General features: G+C 66.0%; 23 protein-coding genes and 1 pseudogene. 8 read left to right on the forward strand and 16 right to left on the reverse strand.

Going from position 1 to position 23,074, the window contains the following annotated elements; translation table 11 throughout:
* Nucleotides 1-11 precede the first annotated feature (11 nt).
* The 7 genes and pseudogenes from Q0Q48_RS19690 to Q0Q48_RS19715 all read right to left on the reverse strand — a co-directional run.
* Nucleotides 12-713 carry an ABC transporter ATP-binding protein gene (locus Q0Q48_RS19690; protein WP_295141333.1) on the reverse strand — a complete coding sequence of 234 codons (702 nt, stop codon included), beginning with the start codon at nt 711-713 and terminating at the stop codon, nt 12-14.
* On the reverse strand, nt 713-1,465 hold the full coding sequence (locus Q0Q48_RS19695) for an ABC transporter ATP-binding protein (RefSeq protein ID WP_295141334.1): 753 nt from the start codon (nt 1,463-1,465) through the stop codon (nt 713-715). Before Q0Q48_RS19695 ends, Q0Q48_RS19690 begins: the two co-directional genes overlap by 1 nt.
* A gap of 7 nt (nt 1,466-1,472) precedes the next feature.
* On the reverse strand, nt 1,473-2,438 hold the full coding sequence (locus tag Q0Q48_RS19700) for a branched-chain amino acid ABC transporter permease (protein WP_295141495.1): 966 nt from the start codon (nt 2,436-2,438) through the stop codon (nt 1,473-1,475).
* Nucleotides 2,438-3,352, reverse strand: coding sequence for a branched-chain amino acid ABC transporter permease (locus tag Q0Q48_RS19705; protein ID WP_295141336.1), 915 nt, complete (start codon nt 3,350-3,352; stop codon nt 2,438-2,440). The genes Q0Q48_RS19700 and Q0Q48_RS19705 overlap by 1 nt, the downstream gene beginning before the upstream one ends.
* A 91-nt stretch (nt 3,353-3,443) precedes the next feature.
* Nucleotides 3,444-4,580: an ABC transporter substrate-binding protein gene (locus Q0Q48_RS19710; RefSeq protein WP_295141497.1), complete on the reverse strand. Its 1,137-nt coding sequence runs from the start codon at nt 4,578-4,580 to the stop codon at nt 3,444-3,446.
* Nucleotides 4,581-4,709: 129 nt separating this feature from the next.
* Nucleotides 4,710-4,826: a hypothetical protein gene (locus tag Q0Q48_RS28710; RefSeq protein WP_366915296.1), complete on the reverse strand. Its 117-nt coding sequence runs from the start codon at nt 4,824-4,826 to the stop codon at nt 4,710-4,712.
* 88 nt (nt 4,827-4,914) lie between these two features.
* A pseudogene (locus tag Q0Q48_RS19715) lies at nt 4,915-6,270 on the reverse strand (benzoate-CoA ligase family protein); the annotation flags it as partial.
* Between the two features lie 112 nt (nt 6,271-6,382).
* Here Q0Q48_RS19715 and Q0Q48_RS19720 point away from each other — a divergent pair.
* A complete protein-coding gene (locus Q0Q48_RS19720; RefSeq protein WP_295141339.1) occupies nt 6,383-6,835 on the forward strand; it encodes a hypothetical protein in 453 nt (150 codons plus the stop codon).
* Between the two features lie 279 nt (nt 6,836-7,114).
* Here Q0Q48_RS19720 and Q0Q48_RS19725 read toward each other — a convergent pair whose 3' ends face one another.
* A complete protein-coding gene (locus Q0Q48_RS19725; RefSeq protein WP_295141340.1) occupies nt 7,115-7,492 on the reverse strand; it encodes a hypothetical protein in 378 nt (125 codons plus the stop codon).
* A 179-nt stretch (nt 7,493-7,671) separates the two neighbouring features.
* Here Q0Q48_RS19725 and Q0Q48_RS19730 point away from each other — a divergent pair, with 179 nt between their 5' ends.
* Together Q0Q48_RS19730 and dctP (Q0Q48_RS19735) are read left to right on the forward strand one after the other, a co-directional pair.
* Entirely contained in the window at nt 7,672-7,947 is a 276-nt protein-coding gene (locus Q0Q48_RS19730; RefSeq protein ID WP_295141341.1) for a hypothetical protein, read from the forward strand.
* A gap of 145 nt (nt 7,948-8,092) precedes the next feature.
* Complete coding sequence (dctP, locus tag Q0Q48_RS19735) at nt 8,093-9,061, forward strand: TRAP transporter substrate-binding protein DctP (protein ID WP_295141344.1); 969 nt, start codon at nt 8,093-8,095, stop codon at nt 9,059-9,061.
* An 8-nt stretch (nt 9,062-9,069) separates the two neighbouring features.
* On the opposite strand, the gene Q0Q48_RS19740 is transcribed toward dctP (Q0Q48_RS19735), so the two are convergent.
* On the reverse strand, nt 9,070-9,678 hold the full coding sequence (locus tag Q0Q48_RS19740; protein ID WP_295141347.1) for a hypothetical protein: 609 nt from the start codon (nt 9,676-9,678) through the stop codon (nt 9,070-9,072).
* Between the two features lie 403 nt (nt 9,679-10,081).
* Between Q0Q48_RS19740 and dctP (Q0Q48_RS19745) the strand changes: the two genes are divergently transcribed.
* Nucleotides 10,082-11,053 (forward strand): TRAP transporter substrate-binding protein DctP, encoded by a 972-nt coding sequence (dctP, locus tag Q0Q48_RS19745; protein WP_295141348.1) that lies wholly within the window; start codon nt 10,082-10,084, stop codon nt 11,051-11,053.
* 12 nt (nt 11,054-11,065) lie between these two features.
* Here the strand turns inward: dctP (Q0Q48_RS19745) and Q0Q48_RS19750 are convergent, their stop codons facing one another.
* The 3 genes from Q0Q48_RS19750 to boxC all read right to left on the reverse strand — a co-directional run bounded on the left by Q0Q48_RS19750 (nt 11,066) and on the right by boxC (nt 15,202).
* Nucleotides 11,066-11,812, reverse strand: coding sequence for a hypothetical protein (locus Q0Q48_RS19750; protein ID WP_295141349.1), 747 nt, complete (start codon nt 11,810-11,812; stop codon nt 11,066-11,068).
* Nucleotides 11,813-12,029: 217 nt separating this feature from the next.
* On the reverse strand, nt 12,030-13,448 hold the full coding sequence (gene boxB, locus Q0Q48_RS19755; RefSeq protein ID WP_295141351.1) for a benzoyl-CoA 2,3-epoxidase subunit BoxB: 1,419 nt from the start codon (nt 13,446-13,448) through the stop codon (nt 12,030-12,032).
* A gap of 95 nt (nt 13,449-13,543) precedes the next feature.
* Nucleotides 13,544-15,202, reverse strand: a complete 1,659-nt coding sequence (boxC, locus tag Q0Q48_RS19760; RefSeq protein WP_295141354.1) for a 2,3-epoxybenzoyl-CoA dihydrolase — start codon at nt 15,200-15,202, stop codon at nt 13,544-13,546.
* 78 nt (nt 15,203-15,280) lie between these two features.
* Here boxC and Q0Q48_RS19765 point away from each other — a divergent pair, with 78 nt between their 5' ends.
* The 4 genes from Q0Q48_RS19765 to Q0Q48_RS19780 are packed head-to-tail and all read left to right on the forward strand — an operon-like array spanning nt 15,281 to nt 17,521.
* Nucleotides 15,281-15,718, forward strand: a complete 438-nt coding sequence (locus tag Q0Q48_RS19765; protein ID WP_295141355.1) for a GNAT family N-acetyltransferase — start codon at nt 15,281-15,283, stop codon at nt 15,716-15,718.
* Nucleotides 15,715-16,110, forward strand: coding sequence for an Rrf2 family transcriptional regulator (locus Q0Q48_RS19770; RefSeq protein WP_295141356.1), 396 nt, complete (start codon nt 15,715-15,717; stop codon nt 16,108-16,110). Before Q0Q48_RS19765 ends, Q0Q48_RS19770 begins: the two co-directional genes overlap by 4 nt.
* A gap of 43 nt (nt 16,111-16,153) precedes the next feature.
* The gene (locus Q0Q48_RS19775; RefSeq protein WP_295141357.1) at nt 16,154-16,819 is read left to right on the forward strand and encodes a hypothetical protein; all 666 of its coding nucleotides are present in this window, start codon (nt 16,154-16,156) and stop codon (nt 16,817-16,819) included.
* A 6-nt stretch (nt 16,820-16,825) separates the two neighbouring features.
* Nucleotides 16,826-17,521: a hypothetical protein gene (locus Q0Q48_RS19780; RefSeq protein WP_295141358.1), complete on the forward strand. Its 696-nt coding sequence runs from the start codon at nt 16,826-16,828 to the stop codon at nt 17,519-17,521.
* A 50-nt stretch (nt 17,522-17,571) separates the two neighbouring features.
* Here the strand turns inward: Q0Q48_RS19780 and acdA are convergent, their stop codons facing one another.
* The 4 genes from acdA to Q0Q48_RS19800 form a co-directional block, all read right to left on the reverse strand.
* Nucleotides 17,572-18,765 (reverse strand): 3-sulfinopropanoyl-CoA desulfinase, encoded by a 1,194-nt coding sequence (gene acdA, locus Q0Q48_RS19785; protein ID WP_295141361.1) that lies wholly within the window; start codon nt 18,763-18,765, stop codon nt 17,572-17,574.
* A 10-nt stretch (nt 18,766-18,775) separates the two neighbouring features.
* The gene (locus Q0Q48_RS19790) at nt 18,776-20,287 is read right to left on the reverse strand and encodes an adenylate/guanylate cyclase domain-containing protein (RefSeq protein ID WP_295141363.1); all 1,512 of its coding nucleotides are present in this window, start codon (nt 20,285-20,287) and stop codon (nt 18,776-18,778) included.
* Nucleotides 20,284-21,786 carry an adenylate/guanylate cyclase domain-containing protein gene (locus tag Q0Q48_RS19795; RefSeq protein ID WP_295141365.1) on the reverse strand — a complete coding sequence of 501 codons (1,503 nt, stop codon included), beginning with the start codon at nt 21,784-21,786 and terminating at the stop codon, nt 20,284-20,286. The genes Q0Q48_RS19790 and Q0Q48_RS19795 overlap by 4 nt, the downstream gene beginning before the upstream one ends.
* Nucleotides 21,787-21,847: 61 nt before the next feature.
* The gene (locus Q0Q48_RS19800) at nt 21,848-22,939 is read right to left on the reverse strand and encodes a transglutaminase family protein (RefSeq protein WP_295141367.1); all 1,092 of its coding nucleotides are present in this window, start codon (nt 22,937-22,939) and stop codon (nt 21,848-21,850) included.
* Nucleotides 22,940-23,074: the final 135 nt, after the last annotated feature.

Below are 23,074 nucleotides of genomic sequence, written 5' to 3' on the forward strand. Positions count from 1 at the left end.
ACTCCGCAGGATCAGACGCCAAGATACCTGTGCTGCAGGTCCTTGTCCCCGGCCAGGGCCTGGGACGAGCCGACCCACACGACGCGGCCCTTCTCGACGATGTGGTGGCGGTCGGCGAGCGGGATCAGCGCCGACACGTTCTTGTCGATGACCAGGATCGCCTGGCCCTCGCTCTTCAGCCGGCCGAGGCAGGACCAGATTTCCTGGCGGATCAGCGGCGCCAGCCCCTCGGTCGCCTCGTCGAGGATGAGGAGCTTGGGGTTGGTCATCAGGGCGCGGCCGATCGCCAGCATCTGCTGCTCGCCGCCGGAGAGCTGGTTGCCCATGTTGCGCTGGCGCTCGGCCAGCCGCGGGAAGAACTCGAAGACGCGCGCGATGGTCCACGGGTTCGGCCGCGCCGTACGGTTGGCGCTGGCGGCCACGAGGTTCTCGCGCACCGAGAGGTTGGGGAAGATCTGGCGTCCCTCCGGCACCAGTCCGAGCCCGAGCCGGGCGATCCGGAAGGCGGGAAGTCCGTTGACCTTGTTGCCTTCGAACTCGACCGCGCCCCGCCGCGCCGGCATCAGGCCCATGATTGTGTGCACGGTGGTGGTCTTGCCCATGCCGTTGCGCCCCATCAGGGTCACGACCTCGCCGGCATCGATGGCGAGTTCCATGCCGAACAGGGCCTGGCTGGGGCCGTAGAAGGCGTCGAGCTCGCGGACCTTCAGCATCAGGCCATCTCCTCGCCGAGATAGGCCTGGCGCACGTCCGGGTTCGCCCGGATCTCGTTGGGCGTGCCGCTGGCAATGGCACGGCCGTAGACCAGCACGGTGATGCGATCGGCGAGCTGGAACACGGCATCCATGTCGTGCTCGATCAGCAGCATGGCGTGCTTCTGCTTCAGCGCCCGCAGGAAGCCGATCAGCCGCTGGCTCTCCTCGACGCCCATGCCGGCCATCGGCTCATCGAGCAGCAGCAGGGTGGGCTCGCCGGCCAGGGCCATGGCGATCTCGAGCTGGCGCTGCTCGCCATGGCTCAGGGACGAGGCCAGGGTGCCGGCGCGCTCGCCCAGTCCGACTTCCGCGAGCAGGCGGCGGGCGGGGCCGCGCAGCCTCTCGTCGCGGCGCGCGTCGGCGAGGAAGCGGAAGGAATGGCCGGCATGGCCCTGCACGGCCAGCGCCACGTTCTCGAGCGCCGTGAACTCGCGCAACACCGACGTGATCTGGAAGGAGCGGCCGAGGCCCAGCCGCACGCGCGCATGGGTCGGCAGGCGGGTGACGTCGCGGCCGGCGAAGTGGATGGCGCCGGAATCGGGAGCGACCACGCCGGTGAGCTGGTGGACCAGCGTTGTCTTGCCGGCGCCATTTGGGCCGATCAGCGCATGGATCTCGCCCGGCCGGACCTCGATCGACACGTTGTCGGTGGCCAGCAGGCCGCCATAGCGCTTCACCAGCCCCTCGGTGCGCAGCAGGGGCTCAGTCATGGGCTGTTTAGTCATGACGGCGCCCCAGCAGCGAATCGATGCCGCCGCGCGCGTAGAGCGCGATCAGCACCAGCAGCGGGCCGAACACGATCATCCAGTATTCGCCCCAGCCTTTGTGCGCGAGGTTGAGGATGGGTGGCAGCGCCTCCTCCAGCACGAAGAAGGCGATGGTGCCGTAGAGCGGGCCGAACAGGGTGCCCATGCCGCCCAGCACGACGATGACGATGAGGTCGCCCGACTTCATCCACGACATCATGGCGGGCGAGACGTAGGCGCCTTCGTTGGCGAGCAGGATGCCCGACAGCCCGCCCAGCGCACCGGCGATGGTGAAGGCGGCCAGTCGGTAGCGGAACACCGGGAAGCCGAGCGCCGTCATGCGCAGCTCGTTCGACTTCGCGCCGCGGATCACCAGGCCGAAGCGGGAATTGGCGTAGCGGCCACAGAACCACAGGCTGGCGCAGAGCAGGGCGAAGCACAGCCAGTAGAAGCTCGCCTTGTCGCGCAGGTCGATCAGCCCGGGAAAGCGGCTGCGGCTGATGTTGAGCCCGTCGTCGCCGCCATAGGCTTCGAGCCCGCTGCCCACGTAATAGACGAGCTGCGCGAAGGCGAGCGTGATCATGATGAAGTAGAGGCCGCGCGTGCGGAGCGACAGCGCGCCGATCAGGGCAGCCCATGCCGTCGCGGCCAGAAGCGCGACCGGCCACTGGATCCAGCCGCTGGAGATGCCTTCGGCCGACAGGATGCCTACCGCGTAGCCGCCGATCCCGAAGAACATCGCGTGGCCGAAGCTCACCAGCCCGCCATAGCCCAGGATCATGTTGAGGCTGACCGCGGCGATCGACCAGATGACGATGCGCGTGCCGATCGACAGGAGATAGCGCTGGTCGAACGCCTGGGTGAGCAGCGGCAGGACCGCCAGCACCACGAGGATCAGGGCGGTTACGAGCCCACGCGGCGTACGGAGGGCCGCCATCATGTGCGCTGGCCGAACAGGCCGGTCGGCCGCCACACCAGCACCACTGCCATCAGCACATAGACCATCACCTGCGAGATCGCCGGCGCGGCGCTCGAGGCGGCGCTGGAGCTCATGAAGGTCTTGAGGATGTCGGGCAGAAAGGCGCGGCCCACGATATCGATCTGGCCGACCACCATGGCGGCGATGAAGGCGCCCTTGATGGAGCCGATGCCGCCGATGACGATGATGACGAGGGCGAGGATCAGGATGTCGTCGCCCATGCCGATCCGGACCGAGGCGATGGGAGCGGACATCAGTCCCGCCAGTCCTGCGAACACCGCGCCGAGGCCGAACACCAGGCTGAACAGCAGTTCGATGTTGACCCCCAGCGCGCCGATCATGCGGCGGTTGGAGGCGCCGGCGCGGATCAGCATGCCGAGCCGCGTGCGCGCCACCAGCCAGGCCAGCAGGATGGCCACCAGGGCGCCGACGACGATGATGGCGAAGCGGTAGGCGGGGTAGGGCACGCCGGGCAGGATCTCGATGGTGTGGTTCAGAAAGCCCGGCACCGCGATGCTCTTGCCCGCCGGGCCCCAGAGCGCGCGCACCAGCTCGTTGAAGAACAGGATCAGGCCGAAGGTCGCCAGCACCTGGGTGAGATGATCGCGGGCGTAGAGCTTTCGGATCACCACGATCTCGACGGTGACGCCCAGCAGGAAGGTCGCGGGCAGCGCCAGCAGCGCACCCAGGACGAACGAATCGGTGATGCCGATCAGGGTCCAGGCGATGTAGGCGCCCATCATGTAGAGCGAGCCGTGCGCCAGGTTGACCAGGTCCATGATGCCGAGCGTCAGCGTCAGGCCGGCGGCGAGCAGGAACATCAGCAGGCCGAGCTGCACGCCGTTCAGCACCTGGAGCAGCAGATATTCCATCTATTCCGTCACGCCCTAAAACGAAACGGGAGCGCGTTGCCGCGCTCCCGGAATCCTTTCCTCCCCAGATGACTGGGGAGGAACATGATCTCTACTTCATCGGGCACTTGGCCGCGAAGGGATCGACCGCGTCCTTCACGGCGGTGGCGATGGTCTTCACCGTCATCATGCCCTGCGGATCCTTGACCGTTTCCTGGATGTAGAAATTCTCGATCGGGAAATTGTTGTTGCCGAACTTGAAGTCGCCGCGCACCGACTTGAAGTTGGCCTTCTTCATCTCGGCGCGGACCTTATCCTTGTTGGAGAGGTCGCCCTTCAGCGCCTCGGCGGCCGAGGCCATCAGCATGATCGCGTCGTAGCTCTGCGCACCGTAGTAGGACGGATAGACGCCGTGCTTCTTCTTGAAGTCCGCGACGTACTTCTTGTTGGCCTCGTTCGGCAGGTCGTTGACCCATTCCTGGGCGCCCAGCGTGCCCAGCGCGAGGTCGCCCTGCTGCGGCAGGGTGATCGCGTCGATCGAGAACACTTGGTAGAGCGGCACGGTCTTGTTGAGGCCCGACTGCGCCCACTGCTTGACGAACTGAACGCCGTGCGCGCCGGGATAGAAGATGAAGATGCCGTCCGGCTTGGCGGCGGCGATCTTGGTCATCTCGGCCGAGAAGTCCAGCTGGTCGGGCCACTTGGTGTAGTCCTCGCTGACGATCTTGCCCTTGTAGGTGCGCTTGACGCCCGCGAGCATGTCCTTGCCGGCGGCGTAATTGGGGCCGACCAGGTAGAGGCTCTTCACGCCCTTGGTGTTGAGATACTCGCCCATCGCCATCGGCGTCTGGTCATTCTGCCAGGAGGTCGAGAAGAAGTTCTTGTTGCAGAGCTCGCCGGCGATCTGCGACGGGCCCGCATTGGCCGAGACGAGGATCGTATCGCCTTCGTCGACCACGGTCTTGTAGGAGGCCAGCAGGACGTTCGACCAGATGTAGCCGGCGATGAAGTTCACCTTGTCCTGCTGGACGAGCTTCTCGGAGCGGGCCTTGCCGACGTCCGGCTTGAACTGGTCGTCCTCGTAGATGATTTCGAAGGGCTTGCCGCCCATCTTGCCGCCGAGATGTTCCTTGGCGAGCTCGACCGAGCGGCGCATGTCCTCGCCGATCGCGGCCTGCGGGCCCGAGAAAGTGCTGACGAAGCCAATCTTGACCGGGCTCTGGGCCATCGCCGGCAGGCCGAATGCCATCGCCGCCGCAATTGTTGCGGTCCCAAACAATTTGTTATTCATGAGCCGTCGCTCCCTGTTTTCCCTTTGCGCCATAAAAGCGGAAATCCCGCGGCCCAACAATCGCTTAATGGCCGGTCGCAGGGGGCCTCAGCCCCGCAGCTTGAAGCGCTGGATCTTGCCGGTCGCGGTCTTGGGCAGCTCGTCGACGTATTCGACCCATCGGGGATACTTGTAGGGCGCCAGCGTCTTCTTGCAGTGGGCCATCAGCGCGTCGGTGAGGGCGACGCCGGCCTCCCCGGGGCTGCTTCAGGACAACGATCGCCCTGGGCTTGATCAGCCCCTGTTCGTCGGCCTGCCCGATCACGGCGGCTTCGAGGATAGCTGGATGGCCGACCAGGCAGTTCTCGATCTCGACCGGGGAGCACCAGATGCCCCCGACCTTGAGCATGTCGTCGCTGCGGCCCTCGTAGATGAAGTAGCCGTCTTCGTCCTCGCGGTAGGTGTCGCCGGTGTTCAGCCAGCCGTTCACCATCGTCTCGGCCGTCTTGTCGGGCTTGTTCCAATAGTACTTTGCCGCCGATTCCGCCTTGATCCACAGACGGCCGCTTTCGCCCCTGGGGACGGGATCTCCGTTCTCGTCGAGGATGCGGACCTCATAGCCCGGCACCGGCTTGCCGCTGGTCCCGGCACGGAAATCGTCGAGCCGGTTGCCGATGAAGATGTGCAGCGCTTCGGTCGAGCCGATGCCGTCGAGGATGACGGTCCCGGTCCGCTCCTTCCAGCGGCGGAACATGTCGCCCGGCAGGGCCTCGCCTGCCGAGACGCAGGCGCGCAAGCTGGAGAGGTCGCGCCGGGTCGTTTCCAGCACGGCGAGCTGCGCGGCATAGAGCGTCGGCACCCCGTAGTAGATCGTGGGCTTGAAGGTCTCGATGTTGGAGAAGGTCGTGTCCGGCGTGGGGCGGCGATCGTCGAGAACGGCCGTGCCACCGACCCACAGGGGGAAGGTCATGCCGTTGCCGAGGCCATAGGCGAAGAAGAGCTTGGCGGCGGAGTAACAGATGTCCTCCTCGGTGACGCCGAGCACCCGCACACCATAGAGCTCGCTGGTTACCACCATGTCGCGCTGGGCATGGACGGCGCCCTTGGGCCTGCCGGTCGAGCCGGACGAATAGAGCCAGAAGCAGTCGTCGTCAGGGGCGGCAAGCCGGGCCTCGAGGGTGGGTGATGCCTCCGCCATCGCGGTCAGGAAGGCATCGACCGTCATCGCACGCGGGGCCTTGTCCCCGAGCTGTACGAGGGCCGGCTCGATTTCCCCCGAGAACTCGGAGGAATAGACGACGAGGCCACAGCCTGAGTCTTCGATCATGTAGGCATAGTCGGGAGCGCGGAGCAGTGTGTTGGGCGGCACGGGCACGATGCCGGCCTTGATGGCTCCCCAGAAAAGATAAAAGAAGGCCGGACAGTCCTTCACTACCATTAGCAGCCGGTCGGCCGGCTTCAGCCCGAGCGCAAGCAGCGCATTGCCTGTCCGGTTCACGCGATCCGCCAGCTCGGCGTAGGTCACGGTCTCCTGGGCGGTGAGGATCGCCGGCTTCGCTCCGCGCCCTTCGGCCAGATGACGGTCGATGAACGGCACTGCGACGTTGAAACGGGCCGGCAGGGCGACCGCGTGGGCGGGAGAGAAGGAAATGCCTGATGGAAGCGCCATGTCGGGACCCGGGAAGGACTCTTCGGCTCCTTCGATAATGATCGGCGGATGAACTCGCAACGCCTCCGGCGCCTGGACGTTGTGTGGCCGGATAGCCTCGGGATGGAGTTCGATGAAGCAAGGCCCCGCGTTTGTGCTCGCTTCCACTGTACTGCTGGCCGGTGTCGTCGGCGCCCACCTGCTGGCGCCCTTGCCGAATGGCGCGCCTTTGGGGGCGTCGGCCAGAGCCGCGACGGTCCCGGTCAGCCCCGATTCGGTCGCCACCGTGCCCAAGTCGGCCGTCGAGGTTCGCCAGGCTCCGGTGCCGCTGCAGATGCGCGAGCGCCCGCCGGTCAAATTGGCGCCGGTTGTCGAACCGGCGTCCGCAACGCAGCCCAGCCAATCGACGGGACCTTTCGAGGTCGAGGGCGGGGGCTTTGCCAAGAGTGCCATCGAGGCGGACGGTTACAAGGCTGTGAAGAACATCACGCCGGGTCCGGATGGATCGTGGCGCGCACGCGCGTTGCGGGGAAAGACGGAAGTCGTCCTGACGGTGGATCGCGACGGTCGTGTATCGGCGGATTGAGGCGCGTGCGGAGGATGGGCCGCCCGTTCGACGTCAGGTCCTTTTTGTCGAGCGCGGTCTTCTTGTGATCGCACGCAACCTCCCGCGTGGCCCGGCGTTGGACCAGTGTAGCCTTTGACGGTTCCCGTAACCGTTCCTCTCCCCCGAGGGGCTGCAGGAGCCCGCCCTGGTTCACCAGGGCGGGTTTCCTTTACGTGATCGCCCGATCGCGGATGCAAAAGCGCCCGCCCGGAAAGACCGGGCGGGCCTTCGTATGACTCCCGTTCACTTCGCCAGGGCCTAGAATCGTATCGTCACGCCCCGATCGGTGGGGTCGGTTACGCCGTCGCCCGCCTTGACCAATGGCGGTACGGGCGACGGATCGACGGTGATCGCGCCCGCCGGAGCGCCGTGGCGAACAAGCTCCTGCTTGACCGCATTGGCGTATTCGGCGCGGCCCTCGATGCGAACCGGCGACGACCTGGCCGCGTCGGCGGCGCTGCGAATGGTCTCCATGGCCGACGGGGGGACGCGCGACGTGCCCCTCTCCATGAAGAGCATATGGTCGGACTTCGCGACCGGCGCCGCATGGGGCGCCGACGCAAGATTCTGGCTCATGGCCGACAGCGGCACCAGAACAAGACTGCCGATGACGACAGCAGTGCTGATCTTCTGCATGGTCAAACTCCTCGTTTGTGTCCGATCAACGCGAAAGCCACTGTGAAAGTTTCCCGGTAAATGCCAGGAACAGTTCCTCCGGAAATGCGTTATCGCCCAATGCCCTCTCGAACGGCTTGTCGGCCACCGTTTGAACGCGCACCATACGGACAGCCATCGGAAATGAGGGGAGAGCGGTGATGTCGGAGGAAAGAAAGAAGGTGCTGCAGCGCTTTCGGGAGCGGCTCGCACAGCTGGAGTCGGATGCGATTTCGGCGCCGGCGCATTGGCACCTGTTTCACCTGCACAACGCCTTGAACGCCTTGCCGGACGATCATGCCGCCGCCGACTTGCATCTCGACGAGTTCGACCGGGCCGATCTCGCCAAGGAATTTCCCGAGATGGAGGCGGACAAGGCGCCGACCGTCTCCGAAATTCGCTCCCGCTTCGACCTGATCTCGGGCGGAACGCTCTAGCGAAGCCAGTTTGCGCGAGAGGAGCTCGGGCCCGCCATCGGTTCCACGGGCGAGCCCGTTCGCGCGCAGCCCATAGCGGGTCTGCATTGCGAAACCTGTCGAAGCTTTGTACGGTTCGGACGCAGTTGATTGCAGCGAGCCGGCCATGCGCATCGTTGGGTTAGCCGCCGTTCTGGCCGCCCTGATGCCCGGGCCGTCGGCGACGGCCCGAGATATCGTCTCGTCGGATATCTATCCGTCGAGTTTTCCGACCGTACGCGCCACGGCGTACATGGGCGATCTCATTCGCGAGCGCAGTGGGAATCGCCTCGTCTTGTCGAACCTCGGCGCGGACAGCCAGCAGTCTGAAAACTACACTCTGGCCCAGCTCCGCAATGGCAATCTCGACATGGCGCGGATCAACCTCAACACCTTGAACGGCGCGGTGCCGGCCACCCTCGTGCTGACCCTTCCTTATCTCATCCGGTCGAGCGAGCACGAGCGGCGGGTCCTCGATGGGCCGGTCGGGGAGGAGATCCTGGCCTCGTTGGAGAGTACCGGCGTCATCGGCCTCGGGTTCTTCGATGGCGGGGCGAGATCGACCTATGGCACGAAGCCGATCCGCTCGCCGGCCGACTTGCGGGGCGTGAAGTACCGCGTTCAGCCGTCTTCGATCTGGGCTCCAATGTTGCGAGCGCTCGGGGCGGCGCCAGTGCCTATGTCGCAGTCGCGGGTCCCGGCCGCGATGCGCGCGGGTGCCATCGACGCAGCCGATGGAACCTGGTCGACCTTCGTCACCCTGAAGCATCATCGCGAGGCGACGAGCTTCAGCCTGACCGAGCATGCCAGGCCTCCGAGCGTGCTGCTGTTCTCGCGGCGGGTGTGGGACACGCTCTCGCCGGAAGACAAGTCGATCATCCGCACCTCCGCACGCGATTCGATCGTCTTCTATCGGCAGCTGTGGAACGAACACGAGGCGGCAGCCCGTCGTGAGACCGAAGCGGCCGGTGTCCTGATCGTAAGCGACATCGACCATGACGCCTTTGCCAGGGCCTTCGCGCCCTTCCATCCCGCCGCCGTGTCCGACCCCCAGCTCAGGTCGCTGATCGAGCGTATCAGGACCGACGCGCCCTGACCCCCGCGTCAGACCTGCTTGCCCATTCCCTCGTCGCGCCATTCACGGCGCATTCGTTCGATTTCGGTCTCGTTGGGTCGATACGGCGGGGCATCGGGATCAAACCTCGTCCAGCCTTCCGCCCGCCAGGCCGCGACGCGCTGGGTCGGATCGACCGGTCGGTGGATCGACATCAGGCCCTCGATGCGGCCGACCTGATCGTCGGGGACGCGCACCGCGACCAGCGTGCCGCCGCGACGGATCGCTTCGGAATGGATGGCGGCGTGCTCCTCGTCGACGCCGGCGCCGATCAGGGCGCCCATGAGACCGCCTGTGGCAAGGCCCGCGGCGGCACCGACGGCGGTGGCGGCCAACCAGCCTGCTGCGACGACCGGGCCGAGGCCGGGAATGGCCAGCAGTCCCAGGCCCGCCAGCAGGCCGGCGCCGCCTCCAACGACGCCGCCGATGCCGGAGCCTGCGGCCGTTTCCGATATGGCCGGGCCCTCATCATGTTCTGCGCTGACATGCCTATTGGCGATCAGACTCACGTCTGACGAAGGTATGCCGGCCCGCTCGATGGCGATCACGGCGGCCCGCGCCTGGGCGTAGCTGTCATAGAACCGGTGCACCGTTTTCATCGCCAGCTCCTTCCTCGAATCCGGCGGTACAACAGTTGGAGTCGCGTGGAGTTGCCTCGCGAGGCGATACGCGAGCAATCGCACATCCTTCATATGCGCAGATAGTCATCTCCCCTGCATTGGGATCGTCTAGCTTGGGCATGTGATACGACCTTGCTTCTGGCCCTTGCGCCGTGCAGCGGCGCGTCTGGAGTGGTCGCTGCCGGCCCCCTCCCCGCCAAGCAGAGCCGCGCCACCTTTGCCGGTAGGCAACTGGACGCCGCGAGTCGCGCCACCATCGGCCGGCCCGCCGACCTCGCGAGGAGATGCGAACACAAAGCGGCAGATTAATTCAGCACAGACGCAACCTTTTTCTGTTCCGTACGGTTTCTAACGCAGTGTATTTTGGAAGCGATACTAGGCCATGCGCGTCTTCAAGCTTGCAGTCGTACTCGCGAGCCTCATGCTCGGACTGCCGGCAGGGGCGCGGGATTTTACGTCGTCGGATGTCTTTCCTGCCGACTATCCGACCGTTCGCGCCGTAGCCTACATGGCCGACCTGATGCGCGAACGAAGCGACGGCCGCCTCAACCTGTCGAATCTCGGCGCCGACGATCATACGACGGAGAGCTACACGCTGGGCCAGCTCCGCAACGGCACGCTCGACATGGCCCGGGTGAGCCTCGCCGTGCTGAACAGCGCGGCGCCCACCACGGTCGTGCTTACGCTCCCCTATCTTTTTCGCTCGACCGAGCACGAGCGGCAGGTGCTCGACGGACCGATCGGCCAGGAGATCCTGGCCTCGCTGGAGCCTGCCGGTTTCATTGGCCTCTGCTTTTATGACGTCGGTCCGAGATCGACCTATGGAACCAAGCCGGTGCGCAAGCCGGCGGATTTGCGCGGCTTGAAGTATCGCATCCAGCAATCCTCGAACTGGGCGCCCATGGTAAGGGCGATGGGCGCTCAGCCGGTGGTGATGCCATTGTTCCGGGGCCAGGCCTCGATGCGTGCGGGGGTCGTCGACCTGGCCGACGGCAACTGGTCATCCTTCGTCGCTTCCCAGCACCATCGGGCGGCAACGGCCTTCAGCCTGACCCAGCATGTCCGATCGCCCGGCGTGCTGCTCTTTTCCCGGCACGTGTGGGAGACGCTTTCCTCCAGCGAAAAGGCGATCATCCGGGACGCTGCCCGCGATTCGGTCGCCTTTCACCGACGCCTGTGGGACGACCATGAGGCGGCGGCCCGGCGGGTGGCCGAGGCGGCGGGCATCCAGGTCATCAGCGACATCGACTATGCGGGCTTCGCCTCGGTCCTGACGCCGTTGCACGACACACTCGTTTCCGGCGCGCGACTCAAGTCGATGATCGAGCGCATCAAGGCCAGCGGGACGCGCTAGGCGGTGGCCCGGCTACTTGAGAACGTTCCTGAGCGGTTCGCTCGAGAGCTGCATCAACCCGCCGAAAGGCAGGCCGAGTTCCAGGATCAGGTAGAAGGCCGCGGATGCGGAGAGGATGCAGATCGCGATCACGACGAACAATGTCGGATTGGGCGGCGACGATATGCTGAAGATGCCGAAGATGAACATCAGCCAGACGATCAGCACCACGAGAAACGTATTGGAGATCGAATCGGTCGGCTGGGCGAAGAGCGCGAGCTGTGTCTGCTGCAGGTCGGTGCTGATCTGGAGGGCGCGTGCCTGGAGCGCACGCTGCTTCGAACTGGACGGCTGCAGATCCTGCAGCATGTAGAGAACCTCCTCTTCGGGGGCCTTGCTTTCGTCACGCGTTGCACCGCGGGTTGCGGCGTCCTCGCGCCAGATCGCATCGATCATCGGCTGGATCTCGCCGCGCAGGGCCGCCCGTACCGGTTCCGCTTCCGGGCCGTAATGCTTCAGCACGCGGTCGAGTTCGGCGATGTCGGCGGTCAGGCGGCTCACAAGGCCGCTGGTGCGCTCGAACGAGGTGCGGGTCGAGGCGAAGAGCAGCGCCAGGACCAGGGCCGACATGGTGGCGACCAGCGCGATCGAGAGTTTGATGACGTCCTTGGAATCGCCGCTCACATGATGCTCGGGCAGACGGCTCCGCAGCAAGGCGCCGCCGATTGCACTGATGATGATGCAGACGAAGGCGACGGCGGCGAACTGGATAGGACTCAAGACGGACTCGCTGGCGCTGAGATCAGACGGCGCAAGGTGCCTCAGGCTACGTCCGGGACGCAAGCCACAAGCTGGTCACAACCCCGCCGGGCTCCGGTGAGGCACAGTGAACGAGTGCCGCCAACCCCAAGGCGGCCACCCAGCCTCCGTCACACCCGGAGGCTCCCCGGCCCGCCTGCGACCCCAAGCGCAGGCGGGTCTTTTCTTGCGGGGAGCGTCAGTTGAAGCGGACGTACTCGAAGTCGGCCGGCTGGTTGTTGATGCCGCGAGCCGGCGGGGCGATCCAGTGGGCGTACTTGCCGGGCTGGGTGACGGCGGCGCCCATCAGCGACGTGACGTAGGCGCGGTCCTCGTCGGTCGGCAGCCACTTGTCCTTGTTGGCAATCCACTCGGCCTCGCTCAGGACCTTGCCCTCGGGCGAGACGCGCAGGCCCGCGAAGGCGCCGATCTGCCGGTCGAAGGCGCGGTGCGGCAAGGTCATCTCGAACGGGATGCCGGCGCGCTCGATCGTCTTGTTCCAGCGCAGCACGCCCTTGGCGCAGTCGTCGATGTAGTCCTGGCGCAGACGCTCGTTCAGCGCCTGCAGGGCGGGAACCGCCTTCTTCACGATACGCCCATTCTCGACCGAATCGATCTCGTAGGTCGCGTTGGTGAGCAGGTGGTCGTCGTCGATGCGGGTCTCGAGGAAGCGGCCCTTCACACCTTGTGTGTAGTAGTTTGCGGCATTGGTCGAGGCTTCCTGGCCGAACAGGTCGAGCGACACCGAGAAGTGGAAGTTGAGATACTTCTGGATGGTCGGCAGGTCGATGGCGCCGAGGCCGCGCACGTCGTCGGTCTTGTGTTCCTTCATCAACTCGCAGGTGCGCTGGAGGATGCGGCCCACGCCGGTCTCGCCCACGAACATGTGGTGGGCCTCCTCGGTGAGCATGAAGCGGCAGGAGCGGGCCAGCGGGTCGAAGCCGGACTCGGCCAGCGACGCGAGCTGGTACTTGCCGTCGCGGTCGGTGAAGTAGGTGAACATGAAGAAGGAGAGCCAGTCCGGCGTCGCTTCGTTGAAGGCACCGAGGATGCGGGGCTTGTCGGGGTCGCCCGAATGGCGCTCCAGCATCGCCTCGGCCTCCTCGCGGCCGTCGCGGCCGAAATAGGCGTGCAGCAGGTAGACCATCGCCCAGAGATGGCGGCCTTCCTCGACGTTGACCTGGAAGAGGTTGCGCAGGTCGTAGAGCGAGGGCGCGGTCTTGCCGAGCAGGCGCTGCTGCTCGACGGAGGCCGGCTCGGTATCCCCCTGGGTGACGATCAGGCGGCGAAGGGTCGAGCGCATTTCACCGGGCACGTCCTGCCAGGCGGGCTTACCCTTGTTGTCGCCGAAGGCGATCTGGCGCTCGGGATCGCGGTCGGCCAGGAAGATGCCCCAGCGGTATTCCGGCATCTTCACGTAGCCGAAATTGGCCCAGCCGTTCGCGTCGGTGGAGACGGCGGTGCGCAGATAGACGTCGAAGGCCGAGGTGCCGTCGGGGCCCATGTCCTTCCACCAGTCGAGGAAGCGCGGCTGCCAGTTCTCGAGCGCGCGTTGCAGGCGGCGGTCCGAGGAGAGATCGACGTTGTTGGGAATGAGCTGGCTGTAGTCGATGGCCATGATTGCCTCCTTCGAGTCCTGCTTGCCGGAGATCACCTCACCCTGAGGAGGCGCGAAGCGCTCCTCAGGGTGAGGTTGGGGGGTGTTGCATCGCTTCACGCCCGCTTGCGGTCGTACTTGCTCTGCTTGCCGGTGCCGTAGAGTTTCAGGGCGCCTTCCGGACCGGTCGCGTTGGGCCGCTGGAAGATCCAGTTCTGCCACGCCGAGAGGCGGGCGAAGATCTTGGTCTCCATCGTCTCGGGCCCGGGGAAGCGCAGGTTGGCCTCCATGCCGATCAGCCCGTCGGGCGAGAAGCCGGCGCGTTCCTCGACGGCCAGGCGCACCTCGTCTTCCCAGTCGATGTCGTCGGGCGCGAAGGTGACGAGGCCGGCTTCCTCGGCGGCGGCGGCATCCAGCGCCTCGCCGATCTCGCCCTTCAACTCGTCGACTTGCGACGGATCGTGAAGAAAGCGGGTCGCAAGGCGCGTCAGCCCGTTGCCCATCGGATAGGGACCGAAGTTCATGCCGGTGAGCCGCACCGTGGCGGCAGGCAGGTTCGAGCCCTCGAACACGCCGTCCAGCATGTAGGAACGGTCGGCCGCCAGGGCGACCTCGAGAAGCGTTCCGGTGAAGCAGGAGCCGGGCTCGATCAGCGCGATCAGGCTGCGCGAACTCACATCCAGCCGCTTCAGGGTGCGCTTCCAGTACAGCACGATCTCGCGCACCAGCCAGTCGTCGGCATTCTTCGCGAGTACGTCATCGTAGGCCTCGACCAGCGCCCCGTCGCCCTGGCTGGTCAAAACCCAGGTGCCGATCTCGGTCTCGTTGAGGCGCAGATGCATCATCGCGTCGTCGAAGTCGCGGGCCAGCGCCAGCGGCCAGAAGGCGGCACCAGCCGCATGGACGTCAGCCAGAGGCGCGGAGGAGGGGCCATTCAACCGGAACTTTGCCGAACGGCCCTCACGGTCGATCTCGACGGTGAGGTTGGCGTAACGCAGCGTGTCGCCGTCGATCTGCCGTTCCACCGTCGGCAGCGCGATGCCTTTGGCATCCTTCGGACGCGACGACTTGGCCGCCACCTCCTCGGCAATCTTCTGCGTCTGCTCCACCAGCTTCGAGGGCGGAATGAGCTGGTCGACCAGTCGCCACTCGCGCGCCCGCTTGCCGCGCAGGCCTTCGGCCGTGGTGCAGAAGAAGTCGGCATGGTCGCGGCGCACCATGCGCTTGTCGACGAGACGGGTGAGCCCGCCGGTGCCCGGCAGCACCGCCAGCAGCGGCAACTCCGGCAGCGACACCGCGCTCGATCCATCGTCGGCCAGCAGGATCTGCTCGCAGGCCAGCGCCAGCTCGTAGCCGCCGCCGGCGGCGATGCCGTTGATCGAGCAGATGTAGGTCTGGCCGGACTGCGTACTGGCGTCTTCGATGGCCAGTCGCGTCTCGTTGGTGAACTTGCAGAAGTTCACCTTGTGATCGTGGGTCGAGAGGCCGAGCATGTTGATGTTGGCGCCGGAACAGAAGATGCGGTCGCGCTGGCTGCGGATCACCACCGCGCCGATCTCGGGATGCTCGAAACGCAGCCGCTGCACGGCGTCGGCCAGTTCGATGTCGACGCCGAGATCGTAGGAATTGAGCTTGAGCTTGTAGCCCGGCTTCAGCCCGCCCTCTTCGTTCACGTCCATCGTCAAGTAGGCGACGCCGTTCTCGAACGCGAGCTTCCAGTGCTTGTAACGGCTGGGATCGGTGCGGAAGTCGATGGGCGCGGCGGCGGAGTCCATTGGCATTCCCTAATTCTGTAATTCGGTACTGAATTACCTATTTACTTTTCCCGGTGCAAGCGCATTCTATCGCTCCGAATGATTGCAATCCGCCCCGCCGAGCCGGCCGACCTTTCAGCGATATCCGCGCTCGATACCCGCCTGACCGGGCAGGCGAAGGCGGTCTACTGGCAGGACATGCTGGCCCGTTATGCAGGCGGCCCGCCGGAGCGGCACTTCCTGGTCGCCGAAACGTCCAGGGGGGCGCTGGCCGGGTTCATCGCCGGCGAGGTGCGCGCCTGGGAATTCGGACAGCCGCCGGCCGGCTGGGTGTTCGCCATCCAGGTCGATCCCAGGCTGCGGCTGAAGGGGGCGGGCAGTGCGTTGTTCGAGGCGCTGGCCGCACGCTTCAAGGCCCAGGGCGTCACCCATGTGCGCACGCTGGTCGATCGCAAGGACCACCTGATCCTGTCTTTCTTCCGCGCCCAGGGCATGGTTGCCGGGCCGTCGCTGCAACTCGACAAGGAGTTGCCGTGAAGCTCCAGACGGCGACACGGCTCGGCCTCTACGCCATCCTCGAGCTGGCACGCGATCCTGCGCAGACATTGTCCTCGGCCGACCTCGCCGAGCGCTTCGGCGTCTCGACGCATTCGCTGGCCAAGGTCCTGCGCACGCTCTCGGCTGCCGGCTTCGTGCAGGGCGGGCGCGGCGCGACGGGCGGCTATCGCTTCACCGGCAACCGCCGGCGCATCACCCTGATGGACATCGTTTCCCTGTTCGAACCCGCACCCGGAAGCCGTACCCCGGAACCTGGAGAAGACACGGAGATCGGCGGGGCCTTGCAACGGGTGCTGACGGAGATCGACGAAATCGCCGAAGCGACGCTGCGTTCGGTAAGCCTGGAGACTATGCTGCGGCGTCCAACGTAGGGGCTTTCCCATGCTCGTGCGCTTGCTTTGCCTTGGCGTCATCTTGCTGCTCCCCCGTCTCGCCCTCGCGGTCGATCCATGGAACCCGCCCGGCGCGTGCAAGGCCGAAACCTGGAACGACGTCGAGCAATGGCGGGAGTGGAGCAGCCACACGCCACCGGCCAACGCGCGGGGCTGGGCCGAGGAGAAGCGGCGCTATGTAAACAACCGCGACGTCTGGCGGGTGTTCGACCGGCTCTACATCGCGATCTCGGGCGGCAAGGTGCTGACCCTGTCGGACTGCGCGTTCGGCGACGACATGCACTTCTATCTTTACGAGCGCTACGACGAGGCCGGCGAGTTCCATGTCGTTCGAACCCACTTCTACGAGGACAACCTCTACGCGCTGGTGATGCGCAAGACCGGCAGGATCTACACGATCCCGGGCGAGCCGGTCTGGTCGCCCGGCCGGACGCGCTTTGCCTACGCGATCTGCGATCTGCTGAACGGCAGGGAGGAAATGGCCGTGCTCAGCATATCGGACGGTCAGCCGAAGGAGGAGGCCAAGGTCGAGCTCCCCTGTGCCGAGGGCGAATGCAAGCTCGCCTGGGAGAGCGCCGACACGGTCGCCTCGACCTGTACCAAGGTGGGCGAGTCGGACGGCGAGCGTAAGGTCGCACGGCTCAGTCGTCGTGGCGCAAGCTGGACGGCGACCAGCTCGAACAGGTGAGCGGGCATGCGCCGGCTCGCACTGGCCGTGCTGTTGGCCTGCCTCCCGATCACCCTGCCGATCGGCGCGCAACAAGCAGGCTCGCAGCACGCCGGGCATGAGGCCGAATCCTGTGTGCCGAATGGCCAACCCCACTCCGACTACGAGAGCGGGAGCCGGACGATGGAATGGCCGCAGGAAGCGCAGCGCCTGAGGGCCGACGCGCCCAATGTCTCGCGTCACGGCGACCGGCTGCGGCTGGCGATCGATGGCGGCACGGCGATCGAACTGCAGGACTGCCCCTACGGCGACGCCGGCTATCAGTATCTCTACGAGCGCTATGACGATCCCGGTCGCATCTACGTCGTGCGAACGCCGGGCATCGACGATTTTACCTGGACGCTGGTGATGAAGCGCACGGGCCGACTGTTCACGGTCCATGGCGCGCCGGTCTGGGCGTCGGACAAGACGCGGTTCCTGACGGTCGCCTGCTCTCTTCAGCCGGCCCGTGGCACGCTTTCGATCCTCGTGCCGTCGGGCGACGGGCTCGCGACCGAGGCGGCGTTCGAGCTTCCCTGCGCGACCGAGAGCTGCTCGGCGCGCTGGGACTTCCAGTCATGGATCTCGGTCTCCTGCACGCCGCGCGACGATCCCGCGAAGAAGGGCAAGGAATTCGTCCTGATGCGCGGCAACGACGGCAAGTGGAACAGGTTCGGCCGGTAGTCATTGGAGCGCGCCACTTCAGTGGCGCGCTCCAATGAGGTCGCGTCGATCTAAGCCTTGTCCCACCCGTCCCGCGTTTGCGGCAACTTCTTCTTGAGCAGCGCACCGGCCACGACGTTGCGCAGGACCTCGGCCGTGCCGCCGCCGATGGTGAACATGCGGACGTCGCGGGCCATGCGTTCGAGCGGCAGTTCGCGGCTGTAGCCGCGGGCGCCGAAGAACTGCAGGGCCTCGTTCACGATCTGGATGGCGCTCTCCGAGGTGAACACCTTGGCCTGGGCGGCCATCAGCATGTCGGGGAAGCCGCCTTCGCCCGAGCGCGCGGCGTTGTAGACCAGGGCGCGCGATGCCGCGAGCCTGATCGACATGTCGGCGAGCTTCCACTGCAGGCCCTGGAACTCGTTGATCGGACGGCCGAACTGGTGCCGTTTCTCCGACCAGTCGAGCGCCAGCCGGTAGGCGCCGTCGGCGATGCCGAGCGCCACCGTAGCCGCGCCGACACGCTGGCTGTTGTAGGCGGTCATCAGGTCGGCAAAACCCTTCTTCAGGCCGCGCGGTGGGATCACCAGGGAGGAGGGGGGCACGTCCATGTCCTCGAGGTCGATCACCGCCTCGGGGATGCCGCGCAGGCCCATGGTCGGCTCACGCTTGGTGATCTTCAGCCCCTTGGTCTCGTCGCGGATGGCGAGGAAGCCGCCGATGCCCTCGAACTTGCCCTTCTCGTCATAGACCTTGGCGAAGATCAGGTGCAGGCGGGAGACGCCGCCGCCGGTGATCCAGTGCTTGCGGCCGTTCAGGACGTAGCGGTTGCCCTTCTTGTCGGCGCGCGTGGTCATGCCGTTGGCGTCCGAGCCGGCGTCGGGCTCGGTGATGCAGATGGCGGGCTTGTCGCCGGCCAGCACCATGTCGGCCGCCATCTTCTTCTGCTCTTCCGAGCCGTAGGCCATGACCGCGCTGATCGCGCCCATGTTGGTCTCGACGGCGATGCGGCCGGTGACGGCGCAGGCGGACGACAGCGCCTCGATGGCGAGCACGGCGTCGAGCCAGCCCTTGCCCTGGCCGCCATACTGCGTGGGGATCGTCATGCCGATCAGCTTTGCGTCCTTGAGCAATTCGACGTTGTCCCAGGGATATTGCTCGGTGCGGTCGACCTCGGCGGCGCGCCGGGTGACGGGCCCGGCCGCCAGTTCGCGGGCGCGCCCCTGCAGTTCGATCTGATCCGGTGACAGGGCGGACGGGTTCATGAAGACGACCTCAGACGGTATCGATGGTGAAGATGGCGATCGACCCGCTTCGGCCACGGACGGCCGTGCTGCCGAGCGGCTTGAACACGAACTCCGTCCCGCAACCGGCGCACGTCGTCTCCGAAACGAGAATGCTCGTGCCGTGATCCTTGTTCAACTTTTCCAGGCGCGCGGCGAGGTTCACCGTGTCGCCTAGCAATGTGAAACTGAGCCGTTGGCCGGCGCCGACCGATCCCCCAATGACCGCGCCAGTGCTGATGCCGATCCGAGTGACGAAGGGGATTCCGGCCTCGCCGAATTTGCGGCCCGCAACGGCGCGCTGGATATCGATGGCGGCATGGATCGCGGCCGAAGCATGATGGGGGCAGGCCAGCGGCATGTTGAAGGAGGCGAAGAGACCGTCGCCGATGAACGTGTGCACCACGCCACCATGCGCGCGGATGGGAGCGAGGACGGTCTCGAGATATTCGTTCAGCGCCCCGAAAAGCTGGTCCGGAGGCAGCTTCTCGGCGATCGTCGTGAAGCCCGATACGTCGGTGAACAGGATCGTTGCCTCGCGTGTCTCGCCGGCCAGCACGCCGTTGCCGCCGCGCTGCAGGATGGTCGAGGCCACGCTCTCGTCGACATAGCGGCCGAACGTTTCGCGGATCTGCTCGCGTTCGCGCAGGCCCTCGACCATGGTGTTGAACTGGCCGGTCAACTCGCCAACTTCGTCGTTCGAGGTCACGGGAACTCTTACCGACATGTCTCCGCCGGCGACGGTCGACATGGCGCCGGACAGGATGCGGATGGGGCGGAGCAGGGATCGCCAGATGAAGTAGACCGAGACGGCGACCCCCATCAGCGCGATGGCGACGTCGGTGGCTATCTCGAACTGCAGCTTTACGCCGTCATAGCTCAGGAGGTCGATCACGATCGCCGTCATCGGCGCAAGAGAGATGACGAGCAGGGCGATGGCGAGCTTCAGGCGGTAGCGGCCGAAAAACAGCGACAGGTTCTGGCCCGTGCGCCTGAAGATGAAGCCGCAGAGGTCGCCCAGATAGTCGCTTATGACGAAGTAGATGTAGGTGAAGTAGAAGAGCGGCAACACGAGGAGGAGCGCCACGGTATCGGCCAGCGTCTGGCTGGGCAGGGCACGCATGGTTTCGTCCGGCCAGAGATACGGTGCCGTCACCCGGAACCCGACCATCGCCAGGGCAAGCAGCGCCACGCGCGAGGCCGTCAGGATTGGCAGTTGCGTGATCCGGCGCTCCACCTCCTCGAATGGGTGCCGTCCCCCCAAATACTCTTCGATGGGGAGGAAAAGCCGCCGACAGACCAGCGCGTTGACGCCCAGCAGCAGGAACAGGCCAACGGCGATCGACCGTGGCGCATAGGCCCAGGCATCCGCGAAAGCGACGAAAATGCCGGTGAAAGCGACGTCGACCCCGGCCGCCGAGACGGCTCGCAGCAGATAGCGTCGACGCAGGGCGGCGATCTCCTCCGCCGTGGCGACGGGCTTGTCCTCATCTGCCGCGGTCACAGGGGGGCTCCCACGTTGTAGATGACCACGCCGTCGTGATGACCGCGAACGTCGGTCGTACCCAGACGCTGGCAGAAGGCCTCGGCGCCCGCCGCCGCCACCGTGCTTTCGGCGGCCAGGATGCGTGTCCCGAACTTCTTGTTGAACTGCTCGATTCGCGCAGCCACGTTCACGGCATCGCCGAGCAACGTGTAGCTGAGCCGGTTGTCGGTCCCGATCGTGACGCCGATGACTGGGCCGGTGTTCAGGCCGATGCGGGTCGGGAGAGTGAAGTCGCGTGCGAACCGGGCCGTGGAGAGGGCCTGCTGGATTTCGATCGCGGCCGCAATGGCGGCACGGGCATGATCCGGCATCGGACGTGGCAAACCGAAGCTCACGAAGAGCCCGTCGCCGATAAAGCTGTTCACGATGCCCCCATGGCGCTGGATGACCGGTACGACGGTGTGAAGATAGGCGTTGAGGAGGGCTGCGACCTCCCCTGGGGTCGTGCTCTCTGAAAGGCCTGTGAAGCCTTCGATGTCGGTGAACATAAGGGTGGCTTCGGCCGTGGTATCGATGCTGCGCCCGGTATTGCCGCGGTTGGACAGGATCGAGGCGGCGACCGTTTCGCTCACATACTTGCCGAACGTGTCGCGCAGGTAGGCCTTCTCGGCGAGGCCTTCGACCATCTGGTTGAAGCGGCTGGCGGCATGGCCGAGTTCGTCGTCGGAGGTGACGGGCAGGCGGACGGTATAGTCGTTGTCGGCGACCCGGCGCAGGCCGCCGTCCAGCCGCGTGATCGGCCGGGTCAGCGCGTTCGATATCCAGTAATACATGAAGGCGGTGCCGATCGCCGAGGTCGTGATGTCGGACGAGGCTTCGCGGACCAGGCGATCGCCGCTGTAGCTCAGCATGTCGGCGGCGATCAGTACCATGGTCGCGAAGGACACGAAGAGAATCGCGAGGGCCACCTTGCGCCGGAACCGGCCGCCGAACGTTCCGATGTTCACGCCTCTCGTGCGAAAGAGTTCCTCGCACAGGTGATCGAGATAGGCCGCGACGACGAAGAAGGTGAGGACGACGTTGAAGCCGGTGCCGACCGTGAGGTTGGCGATGACGTCGGGCCAGGCGACCTGCTGCAGCGTGGCGCCGAAGGTGATCTCGAGGCGGTGCGAAAGCAGGCGAAGCGCCACCATCGGCGCATACATCACCCCGACGATCGTTGCGGAATGGCGCGGGAGGCGCGCCAGCGAGAGCTCGATTTCGCCGAAGGTTGCACGGCCCTCGATGAAATGCCGGATCGGCCGCATCAGGAGCCAGGCCCCGGCTCCGACGCCCAGGGCGAGGAACAGGGTCGTGATTGCCAGCGACGGGAGTACGACTTCCGGAGCGCTGTTGAGCGCCGAATAGACCAGCACCGAGACCGCGTCGATCAGGAACGGCACCGACATCGCGAGGTAATAGCGATGCACGAGTCGGGCGGGCGACAGATGCGCCGCCGCGTCGGTTGGTGCTTTCATCCGCCGGATATAATGCGGATCGGGACGGAGCGGAATGCCCCGCCCGTCGCAGGCCGGGCGGCTAGACCGTAAGCTCGCGCGCCGTGATGCGGTACTTGAACTTGTCGGGATCGAGCGAATCCAGGAAGCCGGCGCGATTCTCGGCCTGGGGATACATCAGGAAGGCGATCGGATCCCCCTTCGAGCCCGGCAGCTTCACATCGTGCGCCACATTGTAGGCAAGCCAGTTGCCCTCCCATGAGCCGAACAGGGCCCGGCGGGCCGCGACGACCTTGGGATCGGTCATCGCGAGGTTGGCCGGCGGCTCTTCCAGCACGACCTTGCGCACGTCGGCGGGATCGACCGGCGTCCAGCCCGAACCGGTGAGCCAGACCTCGGCGCGGCAATGCTGTGCCTTCGACACGACCTCCGAGCCGGCGCCCAGCGCCTTGAAGCCGAACGCCGACGGCACCACGCGGATGCCATAGACATCGCGCGCCGGCAGCCCGGCCGAGCGGGCGAGGCCGACATAGAGCGCGTTCAGGTCGGCGCACTTGCCGTTCAGGTTGCCGGTCCTGATCATCGTGGTGATGTCGCCGACGCCGCAGCCCAATGTCTTGGGATTGCGGAAGGTGTTGTCGACCACCCAGTCGTAGATCGCGCGCGCCTTGGCGACATCGCCCTGCTTGCCGCGAACGATCTCGTCGGCCGTCTCCTTCACGATGCCGTCGGTCGGCAGGAAGGTGGTCGGCATCAGGTTGAGCTTGCGCTCGGCGTCGCTGAGGGGCGCGGCATTGCCCTGGCCGGGCACGACCGAGCGATTCTGAGCCTGGACCTGGGCGACGACCTCGATCACCGGCGACTGCTGGTCGGCCGACCATTCGACCCGGAGCATTTCCGCGCCGTACTTCGGATCCCGGACACGTTCGACGAGGCGCGCATTGCCCGTCCAGGTGATGGCGCCGGGACGCTGCCAGTCAGCAGCCTCGAAGGTTGGCAGCGGGATCCACGCCCTGGTCGCGCCGGCCGTCGGCTCCACCCGTGTCGTCAGAACGTAGGTGCGCCAGCCCTTCGGCACAGGTGCGTAGGTGGCGGCCTGCGCAGACGCGAGGCGCGGCACGAGACCGATTGCGCCGACGGCGAGGCCGGCCTTGAGCATGTCGCGACGGTTCACTTGGTGTTTCTCCCCATGGGCAATGTCTGCCGGGGAAGGGCGGTCGTCCCGTCGTCGGGAGGAGCCAGCGCCATCCCGGACCGATCCGCGTCGCACGCGACAGCGTCAGTTCCGGAAGGGCCGAGAATTGCAGCC

This window comes from uncultured Reyranella sp., from assembly GCF_945957355.1.
GTDB lineage: Bacteria > Pseudomonadota > Alphaproteobacteria > Reyranellales > Reyranellaceae > Reyranella.

Excerpts from the sequence above, each read along its gene's own strand:
- dctP (WP_295141348.1), top strand. The coding sequence starts at position 10,082 with ATGCGCGTCTTCAAGCTTGCAGTCGTACTCGCGAGCCTCATGCTCGGA.
- Q0Q48_RS19780 (WP_295141358.1), top strand. The coding sequence starts at position 16,826 with ATGCGCCGGCTCGCACTGGCCGTGCTGTTGGCCTGCCTCCCGATCACC.
- Q0Q48_RS19725 (WP_295141340.1), bottom strand. The coding sequence starts at position 7,492 with ATGCAGAAGATCAGCACTGCTGTCGTCATCGGCAGTCTTGTTCTGGTG.
- dctP (WP_295141344.1), top strand. The coding sequence starts at position 8,093 with ATGCGCATCGTTGGGTTAGCCGCCGTTCTGGCCGCCCTGATGCCCGGG.
- boxB (WP_295141351.1), bottom strand. The coding sequence starts at position 13,448 with ATGGCCATCGACTACAGCCAGCTCATTCCCAACAACGTCGATCTCTCC.
- Q0Q48_RS19730 (WP_295141341.1), top strand. The coding sequence starts at position 7,672 with ATGTCGGAGGAAAGAAAGAAGGTGCTGCAGCGCTTTCGGGAGCGGCTC.
- acdA (WP_295141361.1), bottom strand. The coding sequence starts at position 18,765 with ATGAACCCGTCCGCCCTGTCACCGGATCAGATCGAACTGCAGGGGCGC.
- Q0Q48_RS19705 (WP_295141336.1), bottom strand. The coding sequence starts at position 3,352 with ATGGAATATCTGCTGCTCCAGGTGCTGAACGGCGTGCAGCTCGGCCTG.
- boxC (WP_295141354.1), bottom strand. The coding sequence starts at position 15,202 with ATGGACTCCGCCGCCGCGCCCATCGACTTCCGCACCGATCCCAGCCGT.
- Q0Q48_RS19695 (WP_295141334.1), bottom strand. The coding sequence starts at position 1,465 with ATGACTGAGCCCCTGCTGCGCACCGAGGGGCTGGTGAAGCGCTATGGC.
- Q0Q48_RS19710 (WP_295141497.1), bottom strand. The coding sequence starts at position 4,580 with ATGGCATTCGGCCTGCCGGCGATGGCCCAGAGCCCGGTCAAGATTGGC.
- Q0Q48_RS19690 (WP_295141333.1), bottom strand. The coding sequence starts at position 713 with ATGCTGAAGGTCCGCGAGCTCGACGCCTTCTACGGCCCCAGCCAGGCC.
- Q0Q48_RS28710 (WP_366915296.1), bottom strand. The coding sequence starts at position 4,826 with ATGGCCCACTGCAAGAAGACGCTGGCGCCCTACAAGTATCCCCGATGG.
- Q0Q48_RS19765 (WP_295141355.1), top strand. The coding sequence starts at position 15,281 with ATGATTGCAATCCGCCCCGCCGAGCCGGCCGACCTTTCAGCGATATCC.
- Q0Q48_RS19795 (WP_295141365.1), bottom strand. The coding sequence starts at position 21,786 with ATGAAAGCACCAACCGACGCGGCGGCGCATCTGTCGCCCGCCCGACTC.
- Q0Q48_RS19740 (WP_295141347.1), bottom strand. The coding sequence starts at position 9,678 with ATGAAAACGGTGCACCGGTTCTATGACAGCTACGCCCAGGCGCGGGCC.
- Q0Q48_RS19700 (WP_295141495.1), bottom strand. The coding sequence starts at position 2,438 with ATGGCGGCCCTCCGTACGCCGCGTGGGCTCGTAACCGCCCTGATCCTC.
- Q0Q48_RS19720 (WP_295141339.1), top strand. The coding sequence starts at position 6,383 with ATGAAGCAAGGCCCCGCGTTTGTGCTCGCTTCCACTGTACTGCTGGCC.